Source organism: Massilia rhizosphaerae (assembly GCF_016093545.1).
In the GTDB taxonomy this organism is placed as follows: Bacteria; Pseudomonadota; Gammaproteobacteria; order Burkholderiales; family Burkholderiaceae_D; genus Telluria; species Telluria rhizosphaerae.
Genome location: NZ_JADKYX010000020.1, coordinates 115,180 through 134,491 on the forward strand (window position 1 = coordinate 115,180; position 19,312 = coordinate 134,491).

Annotated in this window: 14 protein-coding genes; 5 read left to right on the forward strand and 9 right to left on the reverse strand. The window is 67.1% G+C overall.

What is annotated here, in order from left to right; all coding sequences use genetic code 11:
* Positions 1 to 243: 243 nt before the first annotated feature.
* Positions 244 to 921 carry a PEP-CTERM sorting domain-containing protein gene (locus tag ISF28_RS31100; protein ID WP_198119751.1) on the reverse strand — a complete coding sequence of 226 codons (678 nt, stop codon included), beginning with the start codon at positions 919 to 921 and terminating at the stop codon, positions 244 to 246.
* A gap of 257 nt (positions 922 to 1,178) precedes the next feature.
* Between ISF28_RS31100 and xth the strand changes: the two genes are divergently transcribed.
* On the forward strand, positions 1,179 to 1,943 hold the full coding sequence (xth, locus tag ISF28_RS24295; protein WP_198119752.1) for an exodeoxyribonuclease III: 765 nt from the start codon (positions 1,179 to 1,181) through the stop codon (positions 1,941 to 1,943).
* Here the strand turns inward: xth and ISF28_RS24300 are convergent.
* The 6 genes from ISF28_RS24300 to prpB all read right to left on the reverse strand — a co-directional run bounded on the left by ISF28_RS24300 (position 1,940) and on the right by prpB (position 11,357).
* Positions 1,940 to 4,807: an EAL domain-containing protein gene (locus tag ISF28_RS24300; protein WP_198119753.1), complete on the reverse strand. Its 2,868-nt coding sequence runs from the start codon at positions 4,805 to 4,807 to the stop codon at positions 1,940 to 1,942. The genes xth and ISF28_RS24300 overlap by 4 nt on opposite strands.
* Before the next feature lie 126 nt (positions 4,808 to 4,933).
* A complete protein-coding gene (gene prpF / locus ISF28_RS24305; RefSeq protein WP_198119754.1) occupies positions 4,934 to 6,136 on the reverse strand; it encodes a 2-methylaconitate cis-trans isomerase PrpF in 1,203 nt (400 codons plus the stop codon).
* Positions 6,137 to 6,145: 9 nt separating this feature from the next.
* On the reverse strand, positions 6,146 to 8,746 hold the full coding sequence (gene acnD, locus ISF28_RS24310; RefSeq protein ID WP_198119755.1) for a Fe/S-dependent 2-methylisocitrate dehydratase AcnD: 2,601 nt from the start codon (positions 8,744 to 8,746) through the stop codon (positions 6,146 to 6,148).
* The gene (locus ISF28_RS24315) at positions 8,743 to 9,276 is read right to left on the reverse strand and encodes a GNAT family N-acetyltransferase (RefSeq protein ID WP_198119756.1); all 534 of its coding nucleotides are present in this window, start codon (positions 9,274 to 9,276) and stop codon (positions 8,743 to 8,745) included. Before ISF28_RS24315 ends, acnD begins: the two co-directional genes overlap by 4 nt.
* Entirely contained in the window at positions 9,276 to 10,448 is a 1,173-nt protein-coding gene (gene prpC / locus ISF28_RS24320) for a bifunctional 2-methylcitrate synthase/citrate synthase (protein WP_198119757.1), read from the reverse strand. The genes ISF28_RS24315 and prpC overlap by 1 nt, the downstream gene beginning before the upstream one ends.
* A gap of 18 nt (positions 10,449 to 10,466) precedes the next feature.
* Positions 10,467 to 11,357: a methylisocitrate lyase gene (gene prpB / locus ISF28_RS24325; RefSeq protein ID WP_198119758.1), complete on the reverse strand. Its 891-nt coding sequence runs from the start codon at positions 11,355 to 11,357 to the stop codon at positions 10,467 to 10,469.
* 260 nt (positions 11,358 to 11,617) lie between these two features.
* On the opposite strand from prpB, the gene ISF28_RS24330 reads away from it, so the two are divergent.
* Entirely contained in the window at positions 11,618 to 12,739 is a 1,122-nt protein-coding gene (locus ISF28_RS24330) for an alpha/beta fold hydrolase (RefSeq protein WP_198119759.1), read from the forward strand.
* 58 nt (positions 12,740 to 12,797) lie between these two features.
* On the opposite strand, the gene ISF28_RS24335 is transcribed toward ISF28_RS24330, so the two are convergent.
* Positions 12,798 to 14,465 (reverse strand): cation acetate symporter, encoded by a 1,668-nt coding sequence (locus ISF28_RS24335; protein ID WP_198119760.1) that lies wholly within the window; start codon positions 14,463 to 14,465, stop codon positions 12,798 to 12,800.
* The gene (locus ISF28_RS24340) at positions 14,462 to 14,791 is read right to left on the reverse strand and encodes a DUF485 domain-containing protein (protein ID WP_198119761.1); all 330 of its coding nucleotides are present in this window, start codon (positions 14,789 to 14,791) and stop codon (positions 14,462 to 14,464) included. The genes ISF28_RS24335 and ISF28_RS24340 overlap by 4 nt, the downstream gene beginning before the upstream one ends.
* 164 nt (positions 14,792 to 14,955) lie before the next feature.
* Between ISF28_RS24340 and prpR the strand changes: the two genes are divergently transcribed.
* The 3 genes from prpR (at position 14,956) to ISF28_RS24355 (ending at position 19,308) form a co-directional block, all read left to right on the forward strand.
* Positions 14,956 to 16,581 (forward strand): propionate catabolism operon regulatory protein PrpR, encoded by a 1,626-nt coding sequence (gene prpR, locus ISF28_RS24345; protein WP_198119762.1) that lies wholly within the window; start codon positions 14,956 to 14,958, stop codon positions 16,579 to 16,581.
* 169 nt (positions 16,582 to 16,750) lie between these two features.
* A complete protein-coding gene (locus ISF28_RS24350; protein ID WP_198119763.1) occupies positions 16,751 to 18,127 on the forward strand; it encodes a pyridoxal-phosphate dependent enzyme in 1,377 nt (458 codons plus the stop codon).
* Positions 18,124 to 19,308, forward strand: a complete 1,185-nt coding sequence (locus ISF28_RS24355) for a trans-sulfuration enzyme family protein (protein WP_198119764.1) — start codon at positions 18,124 to 18,126, stop codon at positions 19,306 to 19,308. Before ISF28_RS24350 ends, ISF28_RS24355 begins: the two co-directional genes overlap by 4 nt.
* Positions 19,309 to 19,312: the final 4 nt, after the last annotated feature.

Consider the following 19,312-nt stretch of genomic DNA (forward strand, 5'->3'; position numbering starts at 1 on the left):
TAAGTTGGCCTACTGCAATTTTTTTCTTTCGAGAAGGAGACAATACGTAAATGCTGCTTCTCTTGCTGTGATTGTTACATCTTGTCACAGTTCGGCGCAACTTTCCAGCCTCGTTACGAATTTTTACCGCAGGGACAATAATTTTACGACATGTTTATTGCAATTCGCGCAAATAATTACAATCGTGTCATGAACTTTCGACTCATGATGGGTAACAACAACGCCGCGGACCCGAGTGGCGTGCTATTGACGACGTTTCCGACGCCGCAACACGACGACACCCAGCAGACCCGCTCCGAACAGCGTGGCCGTGGCCGGTTCGGGGACGGGAACCGGACCGGGAGGCGGCACCGGCGCAGGGAGCGTCACCGGATCTCCGTTCATGATCAGCGCGGTTGCGTTAAACGCATTGAATTGCGTACTCGCCGTGCCGGAACCGACCGAAAATTGAACAATCGGATTTTGTGGCGAAGGAAGGTACAGGAAATCAATCAATGAATCCGTGTGAACGGCCTGCGACACGGTTTCCTGTACGCGAACCTGACGTCCGAGCGCATCTATTCCGCCGCCCCACAAGGAGAGGGAATAAGGAGAAATCACCGATTCGTTCATCGTGACCCCGTCGGTCACACCGAATGTGTACGTCACGCCGTCTACGGTCGCCGAAACAGCAAATGGTCCGCTCGACATCTCCGTCGTGTAGTTCCCCGGACTTCTCGTGTACTTGACAGGTGCATCCAGGTCAGCACTGACGGTCAGGACGTACGGCAAACCGCCCAGGATGCCCTTCCCGCTGAACAGGCCCAAATTGTCGTGGCCGAGAGAAATCACGCCACTCATGCTTACTGTCATTACCGTCGCGTTCGCAAATCCCGCGACCGCCAATGCCGTAGCCACAACTGCCAGTTTCACTTTCTTCACTTTCCCTCCGCTGATTGTGCAAAGCCTTATTCTAACGATTAAATGAAAATCTTAATCTTTTGAAATGAGAGGTGATATTTGCTCATTTCTGTTTCCACAGAAAAATATCGCGAATTCCAACAGCGTTCCGGGATGCTGGCGGCGATACATATCGGTCCATTGCCAACGCGCCGGGTCGATCGAGTATCATGCAGGCGCCCTCGTCGTGCGCAACGAGGGCACGCCGCAAACCGCATGCATAGAGGTCAACCACAAAAATGAAAATCGCCACCTGGAACGTCAACTCGCTGAAAGTCCGCCTGCCCCACCTGCTCCAGTGGCTTGCCGCCAACCCCGTCGACGTGCTCTGCATCCAGGAGACCAAGCTCACCGACGACAAATTCCCGGTGGCCGAGATCAACGCGGCCGGCTATGAGGTGGTGTTCAGCGGCCAGAAGACGTACAACGGCGTCGCGATCCTGTCGCGCCTCTCCATCGCCGACGTCGTGCGCAACAATCCGCACTACCAGGACGAGCAGCAACGCCTGATCGCGGCGACCATCGACGGCGTGCGCTTCATCTGCGCCTACGTGCCGAACGGCCAGGCCGTCGGCTCGGACAAATACGCCTACAAGCTGGGCTGGTTCGACGCGCTGCGTCGGTGGGTCGGCGCAGAACTGGCGATGCACGAACAGTTCGCAATCCTGGGCGACTACAACATCGCCCCCGAAGACCGCGACGTGCACGACCCCGAACTGTGGGCCGGCCAGATCCACTGCTCCGACCTGGAACGCGAGGCGCTGCGCGAGCTGTGCGGCCTCGGCCTCGTCGACGCGTTCCGGCTGTTCGAGCAGCCCGAGAAGCAGTACAGCTGGTGGGATTACCGCCAGATGGCGTTCCGGCGCAACCGCGGGCTGCGCATCGACCACATCCTGTTGTCGCAGGCGCTGGCCAGGCGCTGCGAGGCGTGCGTCATCGACCGCGAACCGCGCAAGTGGGAGCAGCCGTCGGATCACACGCCGGTGATCGCGACGATCGTTTAATACGGCGTGGCGAAGAGCGCCGGCACCGCGCCGGCTTCGACCGGCCGCGCGAACAGATAGCCCTGGGCGTACTGGCAGCCGGCGCGGCGCAGCAGCGCCAGCTGCGCCTCGGTTTCCACGCCCTCGGCCACGACCGCCATCTGCAGGCTGCCCGCCAGCGCCATGATCGCGGCGACGATGGCCTGGTCCTCGCCGCTGGATTCGATATCGCGCACGAAGGCGCGGTCGATCTTGATCTTGCGGACCGGGAAGCGCTTCAGGTACGCGAGGCTCGAATAGCCGGTGCCGAAGTCGTCGATCGACAGGCGGATGCCCATGCGGTAGATCTGGCCCAGCGTCTCCAGCGTCTGGCCGCCGTGCTGCATCAGCGCCGTCTCCGTGATCTCGAATTCCAGCAGGCCCGGGGCGATGCCGGTGTCGTGGACGATGTCGCGGATCGACTGGATCAGGCCCCGGTGCACGAACTGGCGCGCCGACAGGTTGACGGCCAGCGGCAGCGCCGGCAGGCCCGCGCGCTGCCAGGCCATCGCCTGCTCGCACGCGCGCCGGATCACCCATTCGCCGACGGGCACGATCAGGCCGTTCTCTTCCAGGATCGGGATGAAGTCGTCGGGCGCCACGAGCCCCTGCTCCGGATGGCGCCAGCGCAGCAGCACTTCCAGGCCGTGCACGCGGCCGTCCTGCGTGCCCACGATCGGTTGGTAGAACAACTCGAACTCCTCGCGCAGCAGGGCGCCGCGCAGGCGCGTCTCCAGCTCGAAATGGCGCGCGGCGGCCGCGTTCATCGGCTCCGCGTAGAACTGGTAGTTGTTGCGGCCCGCCGCCTTGGCGTAGTACATCGCGGCGTCGGCCTTGCGCATCAGGCTCGTCGCGTCCGCGCCGTCGTCCGGGTACAGGCAGATGCCGATCGACGGCGAGATGTGCAGGTTGCGGCCCTCGAATTCGACCGGCGCCGCCAGCGCCTCGATGATCTTGTCGCCCACGAGGCCGCACTCCTCGGCCTGGCGCACGCCCGGCACCAGCACGACGAATTCGTCGCCGCCCAGGCGCGCGACGGTGTCGCTGGCGCGCACGACGCGGCACAGGCGCCGCGCCACTTCCTTCAGAAGGTGGTCGCCCGTCAGGTGGCCGAGCGAATCGTTGATGGTCTTGAAGCGGTCCAGGTCGATGAACAGCAGGGCCAGTTTCAGGCCGTCGCGCCGCGCCGCCAGCAGCGCGCGGTCGAGGCGTTCGGACAGCAGCGCGCGGTTCGGCAGGCCCGTGAGCGCATCGTGGTAGGCCATGTGGTGCACGCGCGCCTCGGCCTGGCGCCGCTCGACGATTTCGGCCTGCAGCTCCGCCGTGCGTTCCTGCACGCGCACTTCGAGTTCGTCGCGCGCGCGGCGCAGCGCGTCGGCCGCCTCGCGCTGGGCGGTGACGTCGTCGATCAGCCAGACGCTGCGCCCGCCCCGCTCCGCCATGTCGAACGGGCGGCCCGACAGGCGCGCCCAGAAGCGCGTGCCGTCGCGCCGCACCAGTTCGTGTTCGGCCATGTGCACGCGGCCCGCCTCGAAGTCGCGTTGGGTCTGTTCGCGCGCGGCCAGCCAGCCCGCGTCGTCGGGATACAGCTCGCGCACGGGCAGCCCCTCGATGCTGCCGCCGCGATGGCCGAACAGCTCTTCCATCTTGCGGTTGCAGTGCAGCGTGCGGCCTTTTTCGACGACGGCGATGCCCAGCACGGCGTTGTCGAGGATCGCCTGGTTTTCCAGCAGCGCGTTGCGCAGCGATTCCTCGGCCGCCTTCTGGCCCGTGCGGTCCTCGATCATCCAGATCATCGTGCCCATGGCCAGCTCGCGCGGGTTGACGGCGTAGCCGATCATGTTCACCCACATCGGCGTGCCGTCGCGGCGCACCATCGTCGTCTCGGTCTTGAACGAACCGCCCTGGCCCAGCACGCCGTACGCCGTGCGGCCCAGCTCGGCGAAGGCGTCGTCGCTGGGATACAGCATGCGCGTCGACAGGCCCAGCGCCTCGTCGGGCCCGTAGCCGAACATCGTGCCGAAGCAGCCGTTGTAGCGGGTGATCGTGCGCTCGCGCGTGAAGAAGATGCCGATCGTGGCGTTGGTCATGATCGCCTGGATCTCGGTGAGCGCCTGGCGCGCTTCCGACACGTCTTCGACGATCCACACGGTGCCGGCCTCGCGCGCGCTCATGTCGACGGCCTTGGCGCGGATGCGGCACCAGATCGTGCTGCCGTCGCGATGGCGCAGCGGCACCTCGCTCTTTTCGAACAGGTGCCCGCTCGCCAGCACGACCACGGCTTCGCCGATGAACGCCTCGTACTGGGCGCGCGTGGCGAAGACCTGGTCCGGGCTGTGGTTGATCAGTTCTTCCGGCGCATAGCCCAGCATCTCGGCCATGCGCGGATTGCAGGACTTGACGAGGTCGGGCAAGGTCACGGCGATGCCGACCGGCGCATGCTCGACCACCGCGGCCTGTTCCAGCAGGCGCCCGCGCAGCGCGGCCTGGCCGTCGCCAAACGTGAGCACGTCGCCGAACACGAACACGGCGCCGGCGCCGCCCGCGCCCGGCGGCAGCGGCTTCGCGCGGACCTCGACGGGCCGGCTGCGGCCAGCGCATTCGATCAGTGCGTCCCAGCGGCGCTCGCCGGCCAGCGACAGGCGGATCTCGACCGCCAGCGCCGCCGCCGTGTGCGCGCAGAACAGCGATACCAACGGACGGCCGTCGACCTCGCCGCCGGCCAGTTCGACGAGCGCCGCGTTCGCGGCCCAGATCCTGCCTTCGCCATCGCAGGCGCACGCCGGCGCCGCGATCAATGCCAATGCCTCGGCCACCAAGGCCGGTGTACTCGTTCCCCTATCCATCCCTCGTCCTCGTCAGGCCCGTTGACGGGGCTCTTTTTCGAATTTGGGTGGATGATATCCGAAAATCAACGTAATTTATCGTTTGGAAATACGAAAAACCGGATGTGACGCGGCGCAGCAACGGTCTCAGAACGCATCGGCCGGCACGCGCACCCATCCCTCCATCAGCACCCGCGCGCTCCGGCTCATCACGGCTTTCGTGACGACCCAGTCGGCGCCCTCCTGGCGCGCCTCGGCGCCGACCCGCAACGTCCCGGACGGATGGCCGAACCGCACGGCCTCGTGCGCGCGTCCGCCCGCGGCGAGGCTCACGAGCGTGCCCGGAATCGCGGCCGCCGTGCCGATGGCGACGGCCGCCGTGCCCATCATCGCGTGGTGCAGCTTGCCCATCGACAGGGCGCGCACGAGCAGGTCGACGTCGCCCGCCTCGACCCGCTTGCCGCTCGACGCCGTGTAGCCGGCGGGCGGCGCGACGAAGGCGACCTTCGGCGTGTGCTGGCGCAGTGCGGCGTCTTCGACGTGCGCGATCAGGCCCATGCGCATCGCGCCGTAGGCACGGATCGTCTCGAACATCGCCAGCGCCTTCGGATCGCCGTTGACGGCGTCCTGCAGCTCCGTGCCCGTGTAGCCGATGTCGGCCGCGTTCACGAAGACGGTCGGGATGCCGGCGTTGATCATCGTCGCCTTGAGGGTGCCGACGCCCGGCACTTCGAGGTCGTCAACCAGGTGCCCGGTCGGGAACATGGCGCCGCCGCCCTCACCGCCGTTCTCTCCTGCTTCGGCAGCGGGGTCCATGAATTCGAGCATGACTTCGGCCGCCGGGAACGTGACGCCATCCAGCTCGAAGTCGCCCGTCTCCTGCACCTGGCCGTTCACGACCGGGACGTGGGCGACGATCGTCTTGTTGATGTTGGCCTGCCAGATGCGGACCGTCACCGTGCCGTGGTCCGGGATGCGCGCCGGATCGATGAAGCCGTTGGCGATGGCATACGGGCCGACCGCGGCCGACAGGTTGCCGCAGTTGCCGCTCCAGTCGACGAACGGCTTGTCGATGGCGACCTGGCCGAACAGATAGTCGACGTCGTGGCCGGGCCGCGTGCTGGGCGCGACGATGACGGTCTTGCTCGTGCTGGACGTGGCGCCGCCCATGCCGTCGATGTGCTTGGCGTAGGGGTCGGGGCTGCCGATCACGCGCAGCAGCAACCGGTCGCGCGCCGCGCCGGGGACCTGCGCCGCTTCCGGCAGGTCCTGCAGGCGGAAGAACACGCCTTTGCTCGTCCCGCCGCGCATGTAGACGGCGGGGATTTTGATTTGGGGTGCGTGGATCATGGATGTCCTTTACGCCGCGACTTTGGAAGATGCAAGGAAGTCCTGCGCAAACCGCTGCAGCACCCCGCCCGCCTCGTAGATCGACACTTCCTCCGCCGTGTCGAGCCGGCAGGTGACGGGCACCTCGACGGTCTCGCCGGACTTGCGATGGATGACGAGCGTGAGCGTGGCCCGCGGCGTGCGTGCGCCGACGACGTCGAACGTCTCGGTCCCGTCGATGCCCAGGGTGAGGCGCGTGGTCCCCGGCTGGAATTCCAGCGGCAGCACGCCCATGCCGACGAGGTTCGTGCGGTGGATGCGCTCGAAGCCCTCGGCCGCGATGGCTTCCACGCCCGCCAGCCGCACGCCCTTCGCGGCCCAGTCGCGCGACGAGCCCTGGCCGTAGTCCGCGCCGGCGATCACGATCAAGGGCTGCTTGCGCTGCATGTACGTCTCGATCGCTTCCCACATCCGCGTCACGGTGCCTTCCGGCTCGATGCGCGCGAGCGAACCGGCGCGCACACCGCCGTCCGGATTGCGCACCATCTCGTTCCTCAAGGTCGGGTTCGCGAAGGTGGCGCGCTGCGCCGTCAGGTGGTCGCCGCGGTGCGTCGCGTACGAATTGAAATCCTCTTCCGGCAGCCCCATCTTCGCGAGGTATTCGCCCGCGGCGCTGTCGCGCATGATGGCGTTCGACGGCGACAAATGGTCCGTCGTGATGTTGTCGCCCAGGACCGCCAGCGGCCGCATGCCGCGCAGCGTGCGCTCGCCCGCGAGCGCGCCTTCCCAGTACGGCGGACGGCGGATATAGGTACTCATCGGGCGCCAGTCGTACAGCGGCGAGACGGCTTCATCGCCCGCCTCGCGGCGCGCGAACATGATGTCGTAGACCTTGCGGAACTGCTGCGGCTTCACCGCCCGCTCGACGACGGCGTCGATCTCCGCGTCGCTCGGCCAGATGTCGGCAAGGCGCACCGGGTTGCCGGCGGCGTCGACGCCCAGCACGTCCTTTTCGATGTCGAAGCGGATCGTGCCCGCGATCGCATACGCGACGACGAGCGCCGGCGACGCAAGGAACGCCTGCTTCGCATATGGGTGGATGCGGCCGTCGAAATTGCGGTTGCCCGACAGGACGGCCGTCGCGTACAGGTCGCGCTCGACGATCTCTTGCTGGATCGCCGGATCCAGCGCGCCCGACATGCCGTTGCACGTCGTGCACGCGAAGGCGACGACGCCGAAGCCCAGCTTTTCCAGTTCCGGCAGCAGCCCCGCCTCTTCCAGGTACAGCGGCACGGCCTTGGAGCCCGGCGCGAGCGAGGACTTCACCCACGGCTTGCGCGCGAGCCCGCGCGCGTTCGCGTTGCGCGCGAGGAGGCCCGCGGCCACCATGTTGCGCGGATTGTTCGTGTTCGTGCAGCTCGTGATCGCCGCGATGATCACGGCGCCGTCCGGCATCTTGCCCGGCTCGTTTTCCACGATGCCCGTGATGCCGTGCTGCGCCAGTTCCGACGTGGCCACGCGCTTGTGCGGGTTCGACGGACCGGCGATATTGCGCACGACGGTCGACAGGTCGAAGTGGAGCGTCCGCTCATATTCCACGTTCCTCAAGGTGTCGGCCCACAGGCCCGTTTCCTTCGCATACAGCTCGACCAGTTTCACGAGGTCGTCGTCGCGGCCCGTCAGCTTCAGGTACTTGATGGTCTGCTCGTCGATGGCGAACATCGCCGCCGTGGCGCCGTATTCCGGCGCCATGTTGGAGATGGTCGCGCGGTCGCCCAGCGTGAGGTTCGCGGCGCCCGGGCCGTGGAACTCGAGGTAGCTCGATACCACTTTCGACTTGCGCAGGAATTCCGTCAGCGCCAGCACGATGTCGGTGGCGGTGATGCCGGGGCCCGGCTTGCCGGTCAGTTCGACGCCGACGATGTCCGGCAGCCGCATGTACGACGCGCGGCCCAGCATGACGCTCTCCGCTTCCAGGCCGCCGACGCCGACGGCGATGACGCCCAGCGCGTCGACCATCGGCGTGTGCGAGTCGGTGCCGACGAGCGTGTCGGGGAACGCCACGCCGTCCTTGACCTGCACGACGGGGCTCATGCGTTCCAGGTTGATCTGGTGCAGGATGCCGTTCCCCGGCGGGATCACGTCGACGTTCTCGAACGCCTTGCGGGTCCATTCGATGAAGTCGAAGCGGTCCTCGTTGCGGCGGTCCTCGATGGCGCGGTTCTTCGCGAACGCGTCCGGATCGAAGCCGCCGCATTCCACCGCGAGCGAGTGGTCGACGACGAGCTGCGTCGGCACGACCGGGTTCACGAGCGCGGGATTGCCGCCCTCCTGCGCGATGGCGTCGCGCAGGCCGGCCAGGTCGACGAGGGCCGTCTGGCCGAGGATGTCGTGGCACACGACGCGCGCGGGGAACCACGGGAAATCGAGGTCGCGGCGGCGTTCGATGAGCTGCTTGAGAGACGGCACCAGCGCGACGGGATCGCAGCGGCGCACGAGGTTTTCGGCCAGCACGCGCGACGTGTACGGGAGGGTGTCCCAGGCGCCCGGCTGGATGTCCTCGACGGCGGTGCGCGCGTCGAAGTAGTGCAGCTCGGTGCCGTGCAGGGGTTTGCGGTATTGACTGTTCATGGCGTTGCCTGTGAAACGAGAGAGAGGTGCAGGTGGTGCAGCGCGCGGTACCCGCCCTCATGGTAAATGGCGTCAGGCTCGACGCCGAACGATTGGAAGCCGAAGGCGTCGTACAGGCGCCGCGCTGGCGTATTGCCGTCGATGAGCTTCAGCGTCAGCCGGCGCACGTGGCCGAGCGAACGGGCATGGTCGATGATGTGGGCCGTCAACAGGCGCCCCACGCCGGCGCGTTGGTGGCTCCGCGCGACCATCAGGCTACTCAGCATCGCCGAATGGTGCAGCCGGCTGCCCTTCTTGGCGCAAAGGCAGATGACGCCGGCGAGCACGTCGCCGTCGAACGAGCCGAACCACGCGTAGTCGGGTCGCGCCAGCCGGTCGGCATGCCAGGTTTCCGATTGCGCGAGCGCGTCCTCGTACGCGGGGCCGTGCGCGAACTGGAAGTCGCGCAGGTTTTCCAGGCGCAGCGCGCGGTACGCCGCGGCGTCCGCGGCGCCGAGGGGGCGGATGTGGAAGCCGCCTGTGTCCCTCATCACTTGCGCTCTCCCAGCGGCACGAACTGCAGGTCTTCCGGCCCGACATAGTTCGCGCTCGGGCGGATGATCTTGTTGTCGATGCGCTGCTCGATGACGTGCGCGGACCAGCCCGACGTGCGCGAGATGACGAACAGCGGCGTGAACATCGCCGTCGGCACGCCCATCATGTGGTACGACACGGCCGAGAACCAGTCCAGGTTCGGGAACATCTTCTTGACTTCCCACATCACGGATTCCAGGCGCTCGGCGATGTCGAACATCTTCATCGAGCCCGCGCTGTGCGACAGCGTGCGCGCCACTTCCTTGATCACCTTGTTGCGCGGGTCGGAGATCGTGTAGACCGGGTGGCCGAAACCGATCACGACTTCCTTGTTCGCCACGCGGTTGCGGATGTCCGCTTCCGCTTCGTCCGCGTTCTCGTAGCGCTTCTGGATGTCGAGCGCGACTTCGTTGGCGCCGCCGTGCTTCGGACCGCGCAGCGCGCCGATCGCGCCGGTGACCGCGGAATAGATGTCGGAACCGGTGCCGGCGACGACGCGCGCGGCGAACGTCGACGCGTTGAACTCGTGTTCCGCGTACAGGATCAACGACGTGTGCATCGCCTTGACCCACTCGTCGGACGGCGTCGTACCGTGCAGCAGGTGCAGGAAGTGGCCGCCGATCGAATCGTCGTCCGTCTGCACGTCGATGCGTTTGCCGTTATGGCTGAAGTGGTACCAGTACAGCAGCATCGAACCGAACGACGCCATCAGGCGGTCGGCGATGTCGCGCGCGCCGGCGACGTTGTGGTCGTCCTTTTCCGGCAGCACGCAGCCGAGGACGGAGGCGCCCGTGCGCATCACGTCCATCGGGTGCGCGCTGGCCGGCAGCGCTTCCAGCGCCGCCTTCACCGCCTGCGGCAGGCCGCGCAGCGATTTCAGCTTCGCCTTATAGCCCTTCAGCTCCGCCGCGTTCGGCAGCTTGCCGTGCACGAGCAGGTAGGCGATTTCCTCGAATTCGCTGTTGCCGGCCACGTCCAGGATGTCGTAGCCGCGGTAATGCAGGTCGTTGCCGGAGCGGCCAACGGAGCACAGCGCGGTATTGCCGGCGGCGACGCCGGACAGCGCGACGGATTTCTTGGGCTTGAAGGCGCCTTCGGTCTTCAATGGATCGTTCCTGGTATCGGTCATCGTAGTCTCCTCGTTCTGTTATTTGGCTTTGTTCTGGGCGAACAGCGCGTCGAGCTTCTGTTCGTAGCTGTGGTAATCGATGCGTTCGTAGAGTTCCGCGCGGGTCTGCATCGTGTCGACGACGTTCTTCTGCGTGCCGTCGCGGCGGATCGCCTCGTAGACGTTTTCCGCGGCCTTGTTCATCGCGCGGAACGCGGACAGCGGATACAGCACGATGTCGACGTCGGCGCCGCGCAGCTCGTCCACCGTGAACAGCGGCGTCGCGCCGAATTCCGTGATGTTGGCGAGGATCGGCACCTTGACCGCCTTCTTGAATTGCGCGTACATCTCCAGGCTCGTGATGGCTTCCGGGAAGATCATGTCGGCGCCCGCCTCCACGCAGGCGACGGCGCGCTCGACCGCCTTGTCGATGCCTTCGACGGCCAGCGCGTCGGTGCGCGCCATGATGACGAAGTTCTCGTCCGTGCGGGCGTCGACGGCCGCCTTGACGCGGTCGACCATCTCGCCCTGGCTGACGATCTCCTTGCCCGGACGGTGGCCGCAGCGCTTGGCGCCGACCTGGTCCTCGATGTGGCAGGCCGCCGCGCCGGCCTTGATCAGCGAGCGCACCGTGCGCGCGACGTTGAAGGCGGACGCGCCGAAGCCGGTGTCGACGTCGACGAGCAGCGGCAGGTCGCACACGTCGGTGATGCGGCGCACGTCGATCAGCACGTCCTCGAGGCCGGAGATGCCGAGGTCCGGCAGGCCGAGCGACCCCGCCGCGACGCCGCCGCCGGACAGATAGATGGCGCGGTAGCCGGCCCGCTTGGCCAGCAGCGCATGGTTGGCGTTGATGGCGCCGATCACCTGCAGCGGATGTTCGTCCCGGACGGCCTGGCGGAATGCGGCGCCGGCGGATTGTTGGGTCATGTCCTTACCTTTCTAGAAGCGAGTCAGTGTGGTGGTGGCCTAGGGTTTGCAAGGACCGTGCCAGTCGACGCCGGACGCGGACAGCCCGGATTTTCAAGGACTTGGGCCCGCGCGGCGAGCCAAGCTGCCCGCCGAACGTTGCACACTGTTTCAAGATGAAACACCGAACGAAACGACGCGACACCGATTGACAGTCCGATGGAATTTGAACAGACTCGCGCGGACTCATCGATCACGCCATTCATCCACCGGAGAAGACCATGTTCAACCGCCCATCCAGGCTGTGCGCGGTGCTGCTGGCCGGCCTGTCCATCGCCGCCGGCGCCTGCGCCGCCGGCTCGGACAGCCGCGCCGACGCCGTCAGGATCGTCGCCGACATGCGCCGCATCGTGACGCCGCAGGGCATCGAGGAAACGCGCGCCGTGCGTATCGGCGGCATCGACCAGTGGATCAGCGTGCGCGGCACGGACCGGCGCAATCCGGTGCTGCTGATGCTGCACGGCGGCCCCGGTTATGTGTCGATGCCCACGAGCTGGTACTTCCAGCGCGGCTGGGAAGAGTATTTCACGGTCGTCCAATGGGACCAGCGCGGCGCCGGCAAGACGTATGCGGCCAACGATCCGGCCAAGGTCGCGCCCACGATGACGCGCGCGCGCATGCTGGCGGACGCCGAGGAGATGGTCGCGTGGCTGCGCAAGGAATTCGGCAAGGACCGCATCTTCGTGCTCGGCCACTCGTGGGGCTCCTCGCTCGGCATCCAGCTGGCGCAACGCCATCCGGACTGGCTGCACGCCTACATCGGCGTCGGCCAGATCACGGATGCGATGGAGAGCGAGCGGCGCGGCTGGCGCTTCGCGATGGATGGCGCGAAACGGGAACACAACGAGGAAGCCATCCGCGAACTGGCATCGATCGCGCCATATGCCGCGCCGGGCAAGCCGCTCGCGCTCAAGGACCTGTACCTGCAGCGCAAATGGCTGGGCCGCTACGGCGGCGCCGTGTACGGCCGCACCGGGTTCGACGCGGAATCGGCAGCCGTCAAGCTGGCGCCGGAATACTCGGACGCGGAGCTGCGCACCCTGTGGGACGGCACCGAGTTTTCGAGCAGCCGGCTGCTGACGGACGTGCTCGCGCAGGACTTCAGCGTCTACACGACGTTCGACTGCCCCATCGTCATTTTCAACGGCCGCCACGACTACAACGTGTCGTCGTCGGCGACCGCCGAGTGGTTCGCGAAGGTGAAGGCGCCGTCCAAGCAGCTCGTGTGGTTCGAGAATTCGGCGCACGAGATCTTCAACGAAGAGCCGGGCAAGACGCTGGTCTCGCTGGTGCGTTATGCGCGGCCGTTCGCGGAGAAGGCGGGCGACGTGGCGCCGCAATAAAAAAACCCGCACGCGGCGGGTTTCGGTTTTGGTGGGCACCCCGTGCCCACCATTCACATCAATGCGCCGATGCGGTCGAGGCACCGATACCGGTCTCGGAACGCACTTCCTGCGCCTCGAAGCCGGCCTTGTCGATCGCGGCACGCGGGCTCTTGTCGGTGACCGAGAACAGCCAGACGCCGACGAAGCCGACGGTCATCGAGAACAGTGCCGGCGAGGTGTACGGGAAGATCGCGGCCGAGTTGTGGAACACGTCGACCCACACGGACTTCGACACCACGGTCAGGCCCACGGCCGTGGCCAGGCCCAGGAAGCCGCCCACGGTCGCGCCGCGAGTCGTGCACTTGCTCCACAGGACCGACATGAACAGCACCGGGAAGTTGGCCGAGGCGGCGATGGCGAAGGCCAGCGACACCATGAACGCGACGTTGACCTTCTCGAACACGATACCCAGCAGCACGGCGGCGATGCCGAGGCAGACCGTCGTGATCTTCGAGACGCGCAGTTCGCTGCCCGGGGCCGGCTGGCCCTTCTTGATCACGGTGGCGTACAGGTCGTGCGACACGGCCGATGCGCCGGACAGGGTCAGGCCGGCCACGACGGCCAGGATGGTGGCGAAGGCCACGGCCGAGATGAAGCCGAGGAAGACGTCGCCGCCGACGGCGTTCGCGAGGTGCACGGCCGCCATGTTGTTACCGCCCAGCAGCTTGCCGGCCGCGTCCTTGAAGGCCGGGTTGGTGCTCACCAGCACGATCGCGCCGAAGCCGATGATGAAGGTCAGGATGTAGAAGTAGCCGATCCAGGTGGTCGCCCACAGCACCGACTTGCGCGCTTCCTTGGCGTTCGGGACGGTGAAGAAACGCATCAGGATGTGCGGCAGGCCGGCCGTGCCGAACATCAACGCCATGCCGAGCGAGATGCCGGATATCGGATCCTTGATGAAGCCGCCCGGGCCCATGATCGCATCATGCTTGCTGTGCACTTCGACGGCCTTGGCGAACAGCGCTTCCGGGCTGAAGTGGTACATGGCCAGCACGGAGAACGCCATGAACGAGGCGCCCGCCAGCAGCATCACGGCCTTGATGATCTGCACCCAGGTCGTCGCGGTCATGCCGCCGAACAGGACGTAGACCATCATCAGCACGCCGACGATGACGACGGCGATCCAGTAGTCCAGGCCGAACAGCAGCTTGATCAGCTGGCCGGCGCCGACCATCTGGGCGATCAGGTAGAACAGCACGGTGACGAGCGTGCCCGATGCCGCGAACGAGCGCACCGGCTTCTGGGCGAAGCGGTAGGCCGCCACGTCGGCGAAGGTGAAGCGGCCCAGGTTGCGCAGGCGCTCGGCCATCAGGAACGTGATGACGGGCCAGCCGACGAGGAAGCCGATCGCATAGATCAGGCCGTCGAAGCCGTTCGCGAACACGGCCGCGGAAATGCCCAGGAACGAGGCGGCCGACATGTAGTCGCCGGCGATCGCCAGGCCGTTCTGGAAGCCGGTGATGCCGCCGCCGGCCGTGTAGAAGTCGGAGGCGGAGCGGGTGCGCTTGGCGGCCCACTTGGTGATGAACAGGGTGAAGATCACGAACACGACGAACATGCCGATCGCCGTGTAGTTGGTGGCCTGCTTGGTGGCCTGGCCCAGGTCGGGCGAGGCGAGCGCGGCGCCGGTGGCGGCCAGCAGGGCCGCGGCGGCGGCACTGCGGATGAGGGTTGTCGTCTTCATGCGCGTACCTTTTCCTTGCCGGCGGCGGCGTTGCGTTGGATGGCTTCCGTCAGCGCATCGAATTCGTTGTTGGCGCGGCGCACGTACATGCCGGTGATCGCGATCGTGAACAGGATCACGAACAGGCCGAGCGGGACGGCCCACGACATGACGCCGGAGCCGATCTTCGAGGCCATGAACCCCTTGTCGAAGGCGTTCAGCAGCGTGAAGCCGTAGTACACGATCATCACGGCCCAGGTCAGCATCCAGCCGTAGCTGGAGCGGGTCCGGACAAGCTTCTGGTAGTTGGGGTCGCTTTTGACCCGCTGGACGATGTCATCTTCCACTTTTGTCTCCATTTTATTAATTGCCGTTCAGGTGGACGGGCTGACACCGATCCTAAGTGGGCCGCCTTACCCGATTCTTACGGCGGGCCGAAATGTTTACGCTCAACAGTTTCAGTATGAAACGAAGCTGAAACATCGGTTGCAGATTCGGTTACACTTGCAACATGAGTTATCCCACCCGCCCCGCGCCCGCGCCGGACCAGGGCGCCGGCAAGCCCGTCATCTGGACGGTGTCGGTGTCGCGCCTGTCCGACCTGTTCCGCCACATCACGCCCGAATACGACCACCTGGCCCAGATCGAGCCGCTGCACCTGGGCTTCGACGAAGCCGCGCGCCACATCCGCGAGCGCATGGCGACGGAACACTGCGACGTCGTCATCGCGGCCGGCTCCAACGCGGCCTACCTGAAGGGGCGCGTGTCGGTGCCCGTCGTCGTCGCGACGGCCAGCGGCTTCGACGTCATGCAGGCGCTGACGCGCGCGCGGCGCATCTCCGCGCGCATCGGCCTCGTGCAATACCAGCGGCCGCTGGCGGAACTGGCGGAGTTCGCGGCCACGTTCGGCCTCGCCGTCGAACAGCGCACCTACGTGACGGAAGAGGACGCGCGCGCCAGCATCGCGGAATTGAAGGCGGCGGGGATCGAGGTGATCGTCGGCGCCGGCCTGATCACCGACCTGGCCGAGGAAGCGGGCCTGGCGACGGTGTTCGTGTACTCGCTCGACTCGATCCGGCGCGCGTTCGACGACGCCCTCGAGATGGCGCGCCTGACCCGGCTCGAAAGCGGGCGCGGACGCCGCGGCGCGAACGCCGACAGCCGCCACGCGCGCCGCGGCCTCGCCGACCTGCGCGGCGAATCGCCCGCGATGGAACGCCTGCGCCAGACCGTCGTGCTGTACGGGCGCTCGCCGGCCACGGTCCTCATCCAGGGCGAAACGGGCAGCGGCAAGGAACTCGTCGCCCAGGCCATCCACCGCGAGAGCCCGCGGCGCGGCGCCAACCGGCCGTTCGTCGCCGTCAACTGCGGCGCCATCGCCGAGTCGCTGCTGGAATCGGAACTGTTCGGCCACGAGGAAGGCGCGTTCACGGGCGCGCGGCGCGGCGGCCACGCGGGCCTGTTCGAGGCGGCCGACGGCGGCACCTTGTTCCTCGACGAGATCGGCGAGATGCCGCTCGCGCTGCAGACGCGCCTGTTGCGCGTGCTGGAAGAACGCGAAGTGATGCGCGTGGGCGGCACGCGCCCCGTGCCCATCGACGTGCGCGTGATCAGCGCCACCCACTGCGACCTGGAAGCGCGGGTGCGCGAGGGGCGCTTCCGCGCCGACCTGTTTTATCGGCTGGCCGTGCTGCGCCTCGCCCTGCCCCCGTTGCGCGCGCGCCGCGCGGACATCCCGCAACTGGCCGAATGGGCGCTCAAGAACGCCCTGGCCGCGCTGAGCGCGCGCCCCCACCCGAACCTGGCGGCCGAGATCGCGGCCTGCGCCCCGCTGTTGCAAGCCTATGCCTGGCCGGGCAATGTGCGCGAGCTGCGCAACCTGATGGAACGCCTCGCGCTGTTCCTCGCGGCCGAGCCGCTGCAGGCGCTGACGCCGGCCTTCCTGCTGGCGGTGGCGCCGGAACTCGGCACGCAACCGTCCATGCCCGCCAGCGCCGCCGCGCCGGTGCCGGCGCCCCCGGCGCGGGAAACCGTGGCCGACGTGCTGGCGCGCTTCGACGGCCGGCGCGACCTGGCCGCGCGCTACCTCGGCATCAGCCGCACGACGTTGTGGCGCAGATTGAAGGCCGGAAACTAGGCCGTCATTCACGACGAGTACGTGCGGTCCGCCTTAATGCGGCCCAACGCATCCGCGCACGAAAAGCCGTATTATTATTTTTTCACTACGGCCTGGCGCCCGATCGGTGCCAGCTTTTTCGCACGCGGCGCCCACGAGGCCCGCGCCGGCCCGTTCGCACGGAGGCGCTATGCAAGACTTGTCCCAAGCTGCACTGTTTTCCCTGATCGGCAACACCCCCATGGTGGAAGTGACCCGCATGGACACGGGCCCGTGCCGCCTGTTCCTCAAGCTCGAATCCCAGAATCCCGGCGGTTCCATCAAGGACCGCGTCGGCCGCGCCATGATCGAGGCGGCGGAACGCGACGGCCGGCTCCAGCCGGGCGGCACCGTCGTCGAGGCGACGGCCGGCAACACGGGACTCGGCCTCGCCCTCGTCGCGCGCATCAAGGGCTATCGCGTCGTACTCGTCGTGCCGGACAAGATGGCCTCCGAAAAAATCCTGCACCTGAAGGCGCTCGGCGCCGAGATCCACCTCACCCGCTCCGACGTCGGCAAGGGCCATCCCGAGTACTACCAGGACGTCGCGGCCCGGCTCGCGCGCGAGATCCCGGGCGCCTGGTTCGCCGACCAGTTCAACAATCCCGCGAACCCCACCGCGCACGAGACGACCACCGCCCCCGAGATCTGGGACCAGATGCGCCACGAGCTGGACGCGATCGTCGTGGGCGTCGGGTCGTCCGGCACGCTCACCGGCCTGTCGCGCTTTTTCGCGCGCGTCCAGCCGGACCTCGAATTCGTGCTGGCCGATCCGCAGGGCTCCATCCTGGCCGGCTACGTCGAGACGGGCAAGGTCAGCGAGGTCTCCGGTTCCTGGGCCGTGGAAGGCATCGGCGAGGATTTCATTCCCGCCATCGCCGAAATGTCGCGCGTGAAGACGGCCTATTCGATCTCCGACGAAGAAAGCTTCAACACGGCGCGCGAGCTGCTGCGCCAGGAAGGCATCCTGGCCGGCTCGTCGACCGGCACCCTGCTCGCCACCGCGCTGCGCTGGTGCCGGGCGCAGACGACGCCCAAGCGCGTCGTGACCTTCGTGTGCGACACCGGCACGCGCTATCTGACCAAGGTGTACAGCGACGGCTGGATGGTCGACCAGGGCCTGCTGCACCGTCCCAGCACGGGCGACCTGCGCGACCTGATCGGGCGCCGCTTCGACGCCGGCGAGGTCGTGACGGTCGCGCCGTCCGACACCCTGCTGACCGCCTTCAACCGCATGCGCAGCGCCGACCTCGCGCAGCTGCCCGTCATCGACAAGGGCAAGCTCGTCGGCCTGATCGACGAGTCCGACCTGCTGCTGCACGTGACGAGCGAACGCGAAAGATTCAAGGCCCCCGTCTCCGGCACGATGACGTCCGACCTGCAGACCTTGGCCCCATCCGCCGGCATGCAGCAGCTGCGCGACATCCTCGACCGCGGCCTGACGGCCGTCATCGTCGACGGCGACCGCTTCTATGGCCTGATCACCCGCTTCGACCTTCTCAACCACCTGCGCAGGACACTCACGTGAACCATCCAGACGACACGAACCGACGCCACATCGCCACGCGCGTCATCCACGGCGGCCAGGCGCCCGACCCGGCCACGGGCGCCGTGATACCGCCCATTTACGCGACCTCGACCTTTGCCCAGGAAAGCCCCGGCGTGCACAAGGGCCTGGACTACGGCCGCTCGCACAACCCGACACGCTGGGCGCTGGAACGCTGCGTGGCCGACCTCGAAAGCGGCGGCGCCGCGTACGCGTTCGCGTCCGGCCTCGCGGCCATCGCGGCCGTGCTGGAGCTGCTGCCGGCCGGCTCGCACATCGTGGCCGGCGACGACATGTACGGCGGCACCTACCGCCTGTTCGAACGGGTGCGCCGCGCCAGCAGCGGCCACGACTTCACCTACGTCGACCTGACCGACCCGCTGGCGCTCGCGAACGCGCTGCGGCCGGAAACGAAGATGGTGTGGGTGGAGACGCCGACGAATCCCATGCTCAAGCTGGCCGACCTGCACGCGATCGCGCAGCTGTGCCGCGAGCGCGGCGTGATGTCCGTCTGCGACAACACGTTCGCCAGCCCCATCAACCAGCGCCCGCTGGAACTGGGCATCGACGTCGTCGTGCACTCGACGACGAAGTACATGAACGGTCACTCGGACGTCATCGGCGGCATCGCCGTCGTCGGCGGCCACGCGCACCAGCAGGCGTGGCGCGAGCGCCTCGGCTTCATCCAGAACGCCGTCGGCGCCATCCAGGGTCCGTTCGACAGCTTCCTCGTGCTGCGCGGGATCAAGACACTGGCGCTGCGCGTGGAACGCAGCAACGGCAACGCGCTCGAGCTGGCGCAGTGGCTGCGAGGCCAGACCAGGGTCCGGCACGTCTACTATCCGGGCTTGGCGTCGCATCCACAGCACGAGCTGGCAAGGCGCCAGATGCGCGGCTACGGCGGCATCATCTCCGTCGATCTCGACACGGACCTGGCCGGCGCCCGCCGCTTCCTCGAACAGTGCGAGATCTTCACGCTGGCCGAAAGCCTGGGCGGCGTCGAGAGCCTGATCGAGCACCCGGCCATCATGACGCATGCCACCATTCCGGCGGACCAGCGGGCGCGGCTGGGGATCGGCGACGGGCTGATCCGGCTATCCGTCGGGATCGAGCACGTCGACGACCAGCGGGCGGACCTGGCGCGGGCGCTGGCCGCCATCTGAAACG

Coding starts and splice junctions, on each gene's coding strand:
- prpR (WP_198119762.1), top strand. CDS start 14,956: ATGAGTTATCCCACCCGCCCCGCGCCCGCGCCGGACCAGGGCGCCGGC.
- ISF28_RS24300 (WP_198119753.1), bottom strand. CDS start 4,807: ATGGATAGGGGAACGAGTACACCGGCCTTGGTGGCCGAGGCATTGGCA.
- ISF28_RS24315 (WP_198119756.1), bottom strand. CDS start 9,276: ATGAGGGACACAGGCGGCTTCCACATCCGCCCCCTCGGCGCCGCGGAC.
- ISF28_RS24330 (WP_198119759.1), top strand. CDS start 11,618: ATGTTCAACCGCCCATCCAGGCTGTGCGCGGTGCTGCTGGCCGGCCTG.
- ISF28_RS24350 (WP_198119763.1), top strand. CDS start 16,751: ATGCAAGACTTGTCCCAAGCTGCACTGTTTTCCCTGATCGGCAACACC.
- xth (WP_198119752.1), top strand. CDS start 1,179: ATGAAAATCGCCACCTGGAACGTCAACTCGCTGAAAGTCCGCCTGCCC.
- prpF (WP_198119754.1), bottom strand. CDS start 6,136: ATGATCCACGCACCCCAAATCAAAATCCCCGCCGTCTACATGCGCGGC.
- acnD (WP_198119755.1), bottom strand. CDS start 8,746: ATGAACAGTCAATACCGCAAACCCCTGCACGGCACCGAGCTGCACTAC.
- prpC (WP_198119757.1), bottom strand. CDS start 10,448: ATGACCGATACCAGGAACGATCCATTGAAGACCGAAGGCGCCTTCAAG.
- prpB (WP_198119758.1), bottom strand. CDS start 11,357: ATGACCCAACAATCCGCCGGCGCCGCATTCCGCCAGGCCGTCCGGGAC.
- ISF28_RS24335 (WP_198119760.1), bottom strand. CDS start 14,465: ATGAAGACGACAACCCTCATCCGCAGTGCCGCCGCCGCGGCCCTGCTG.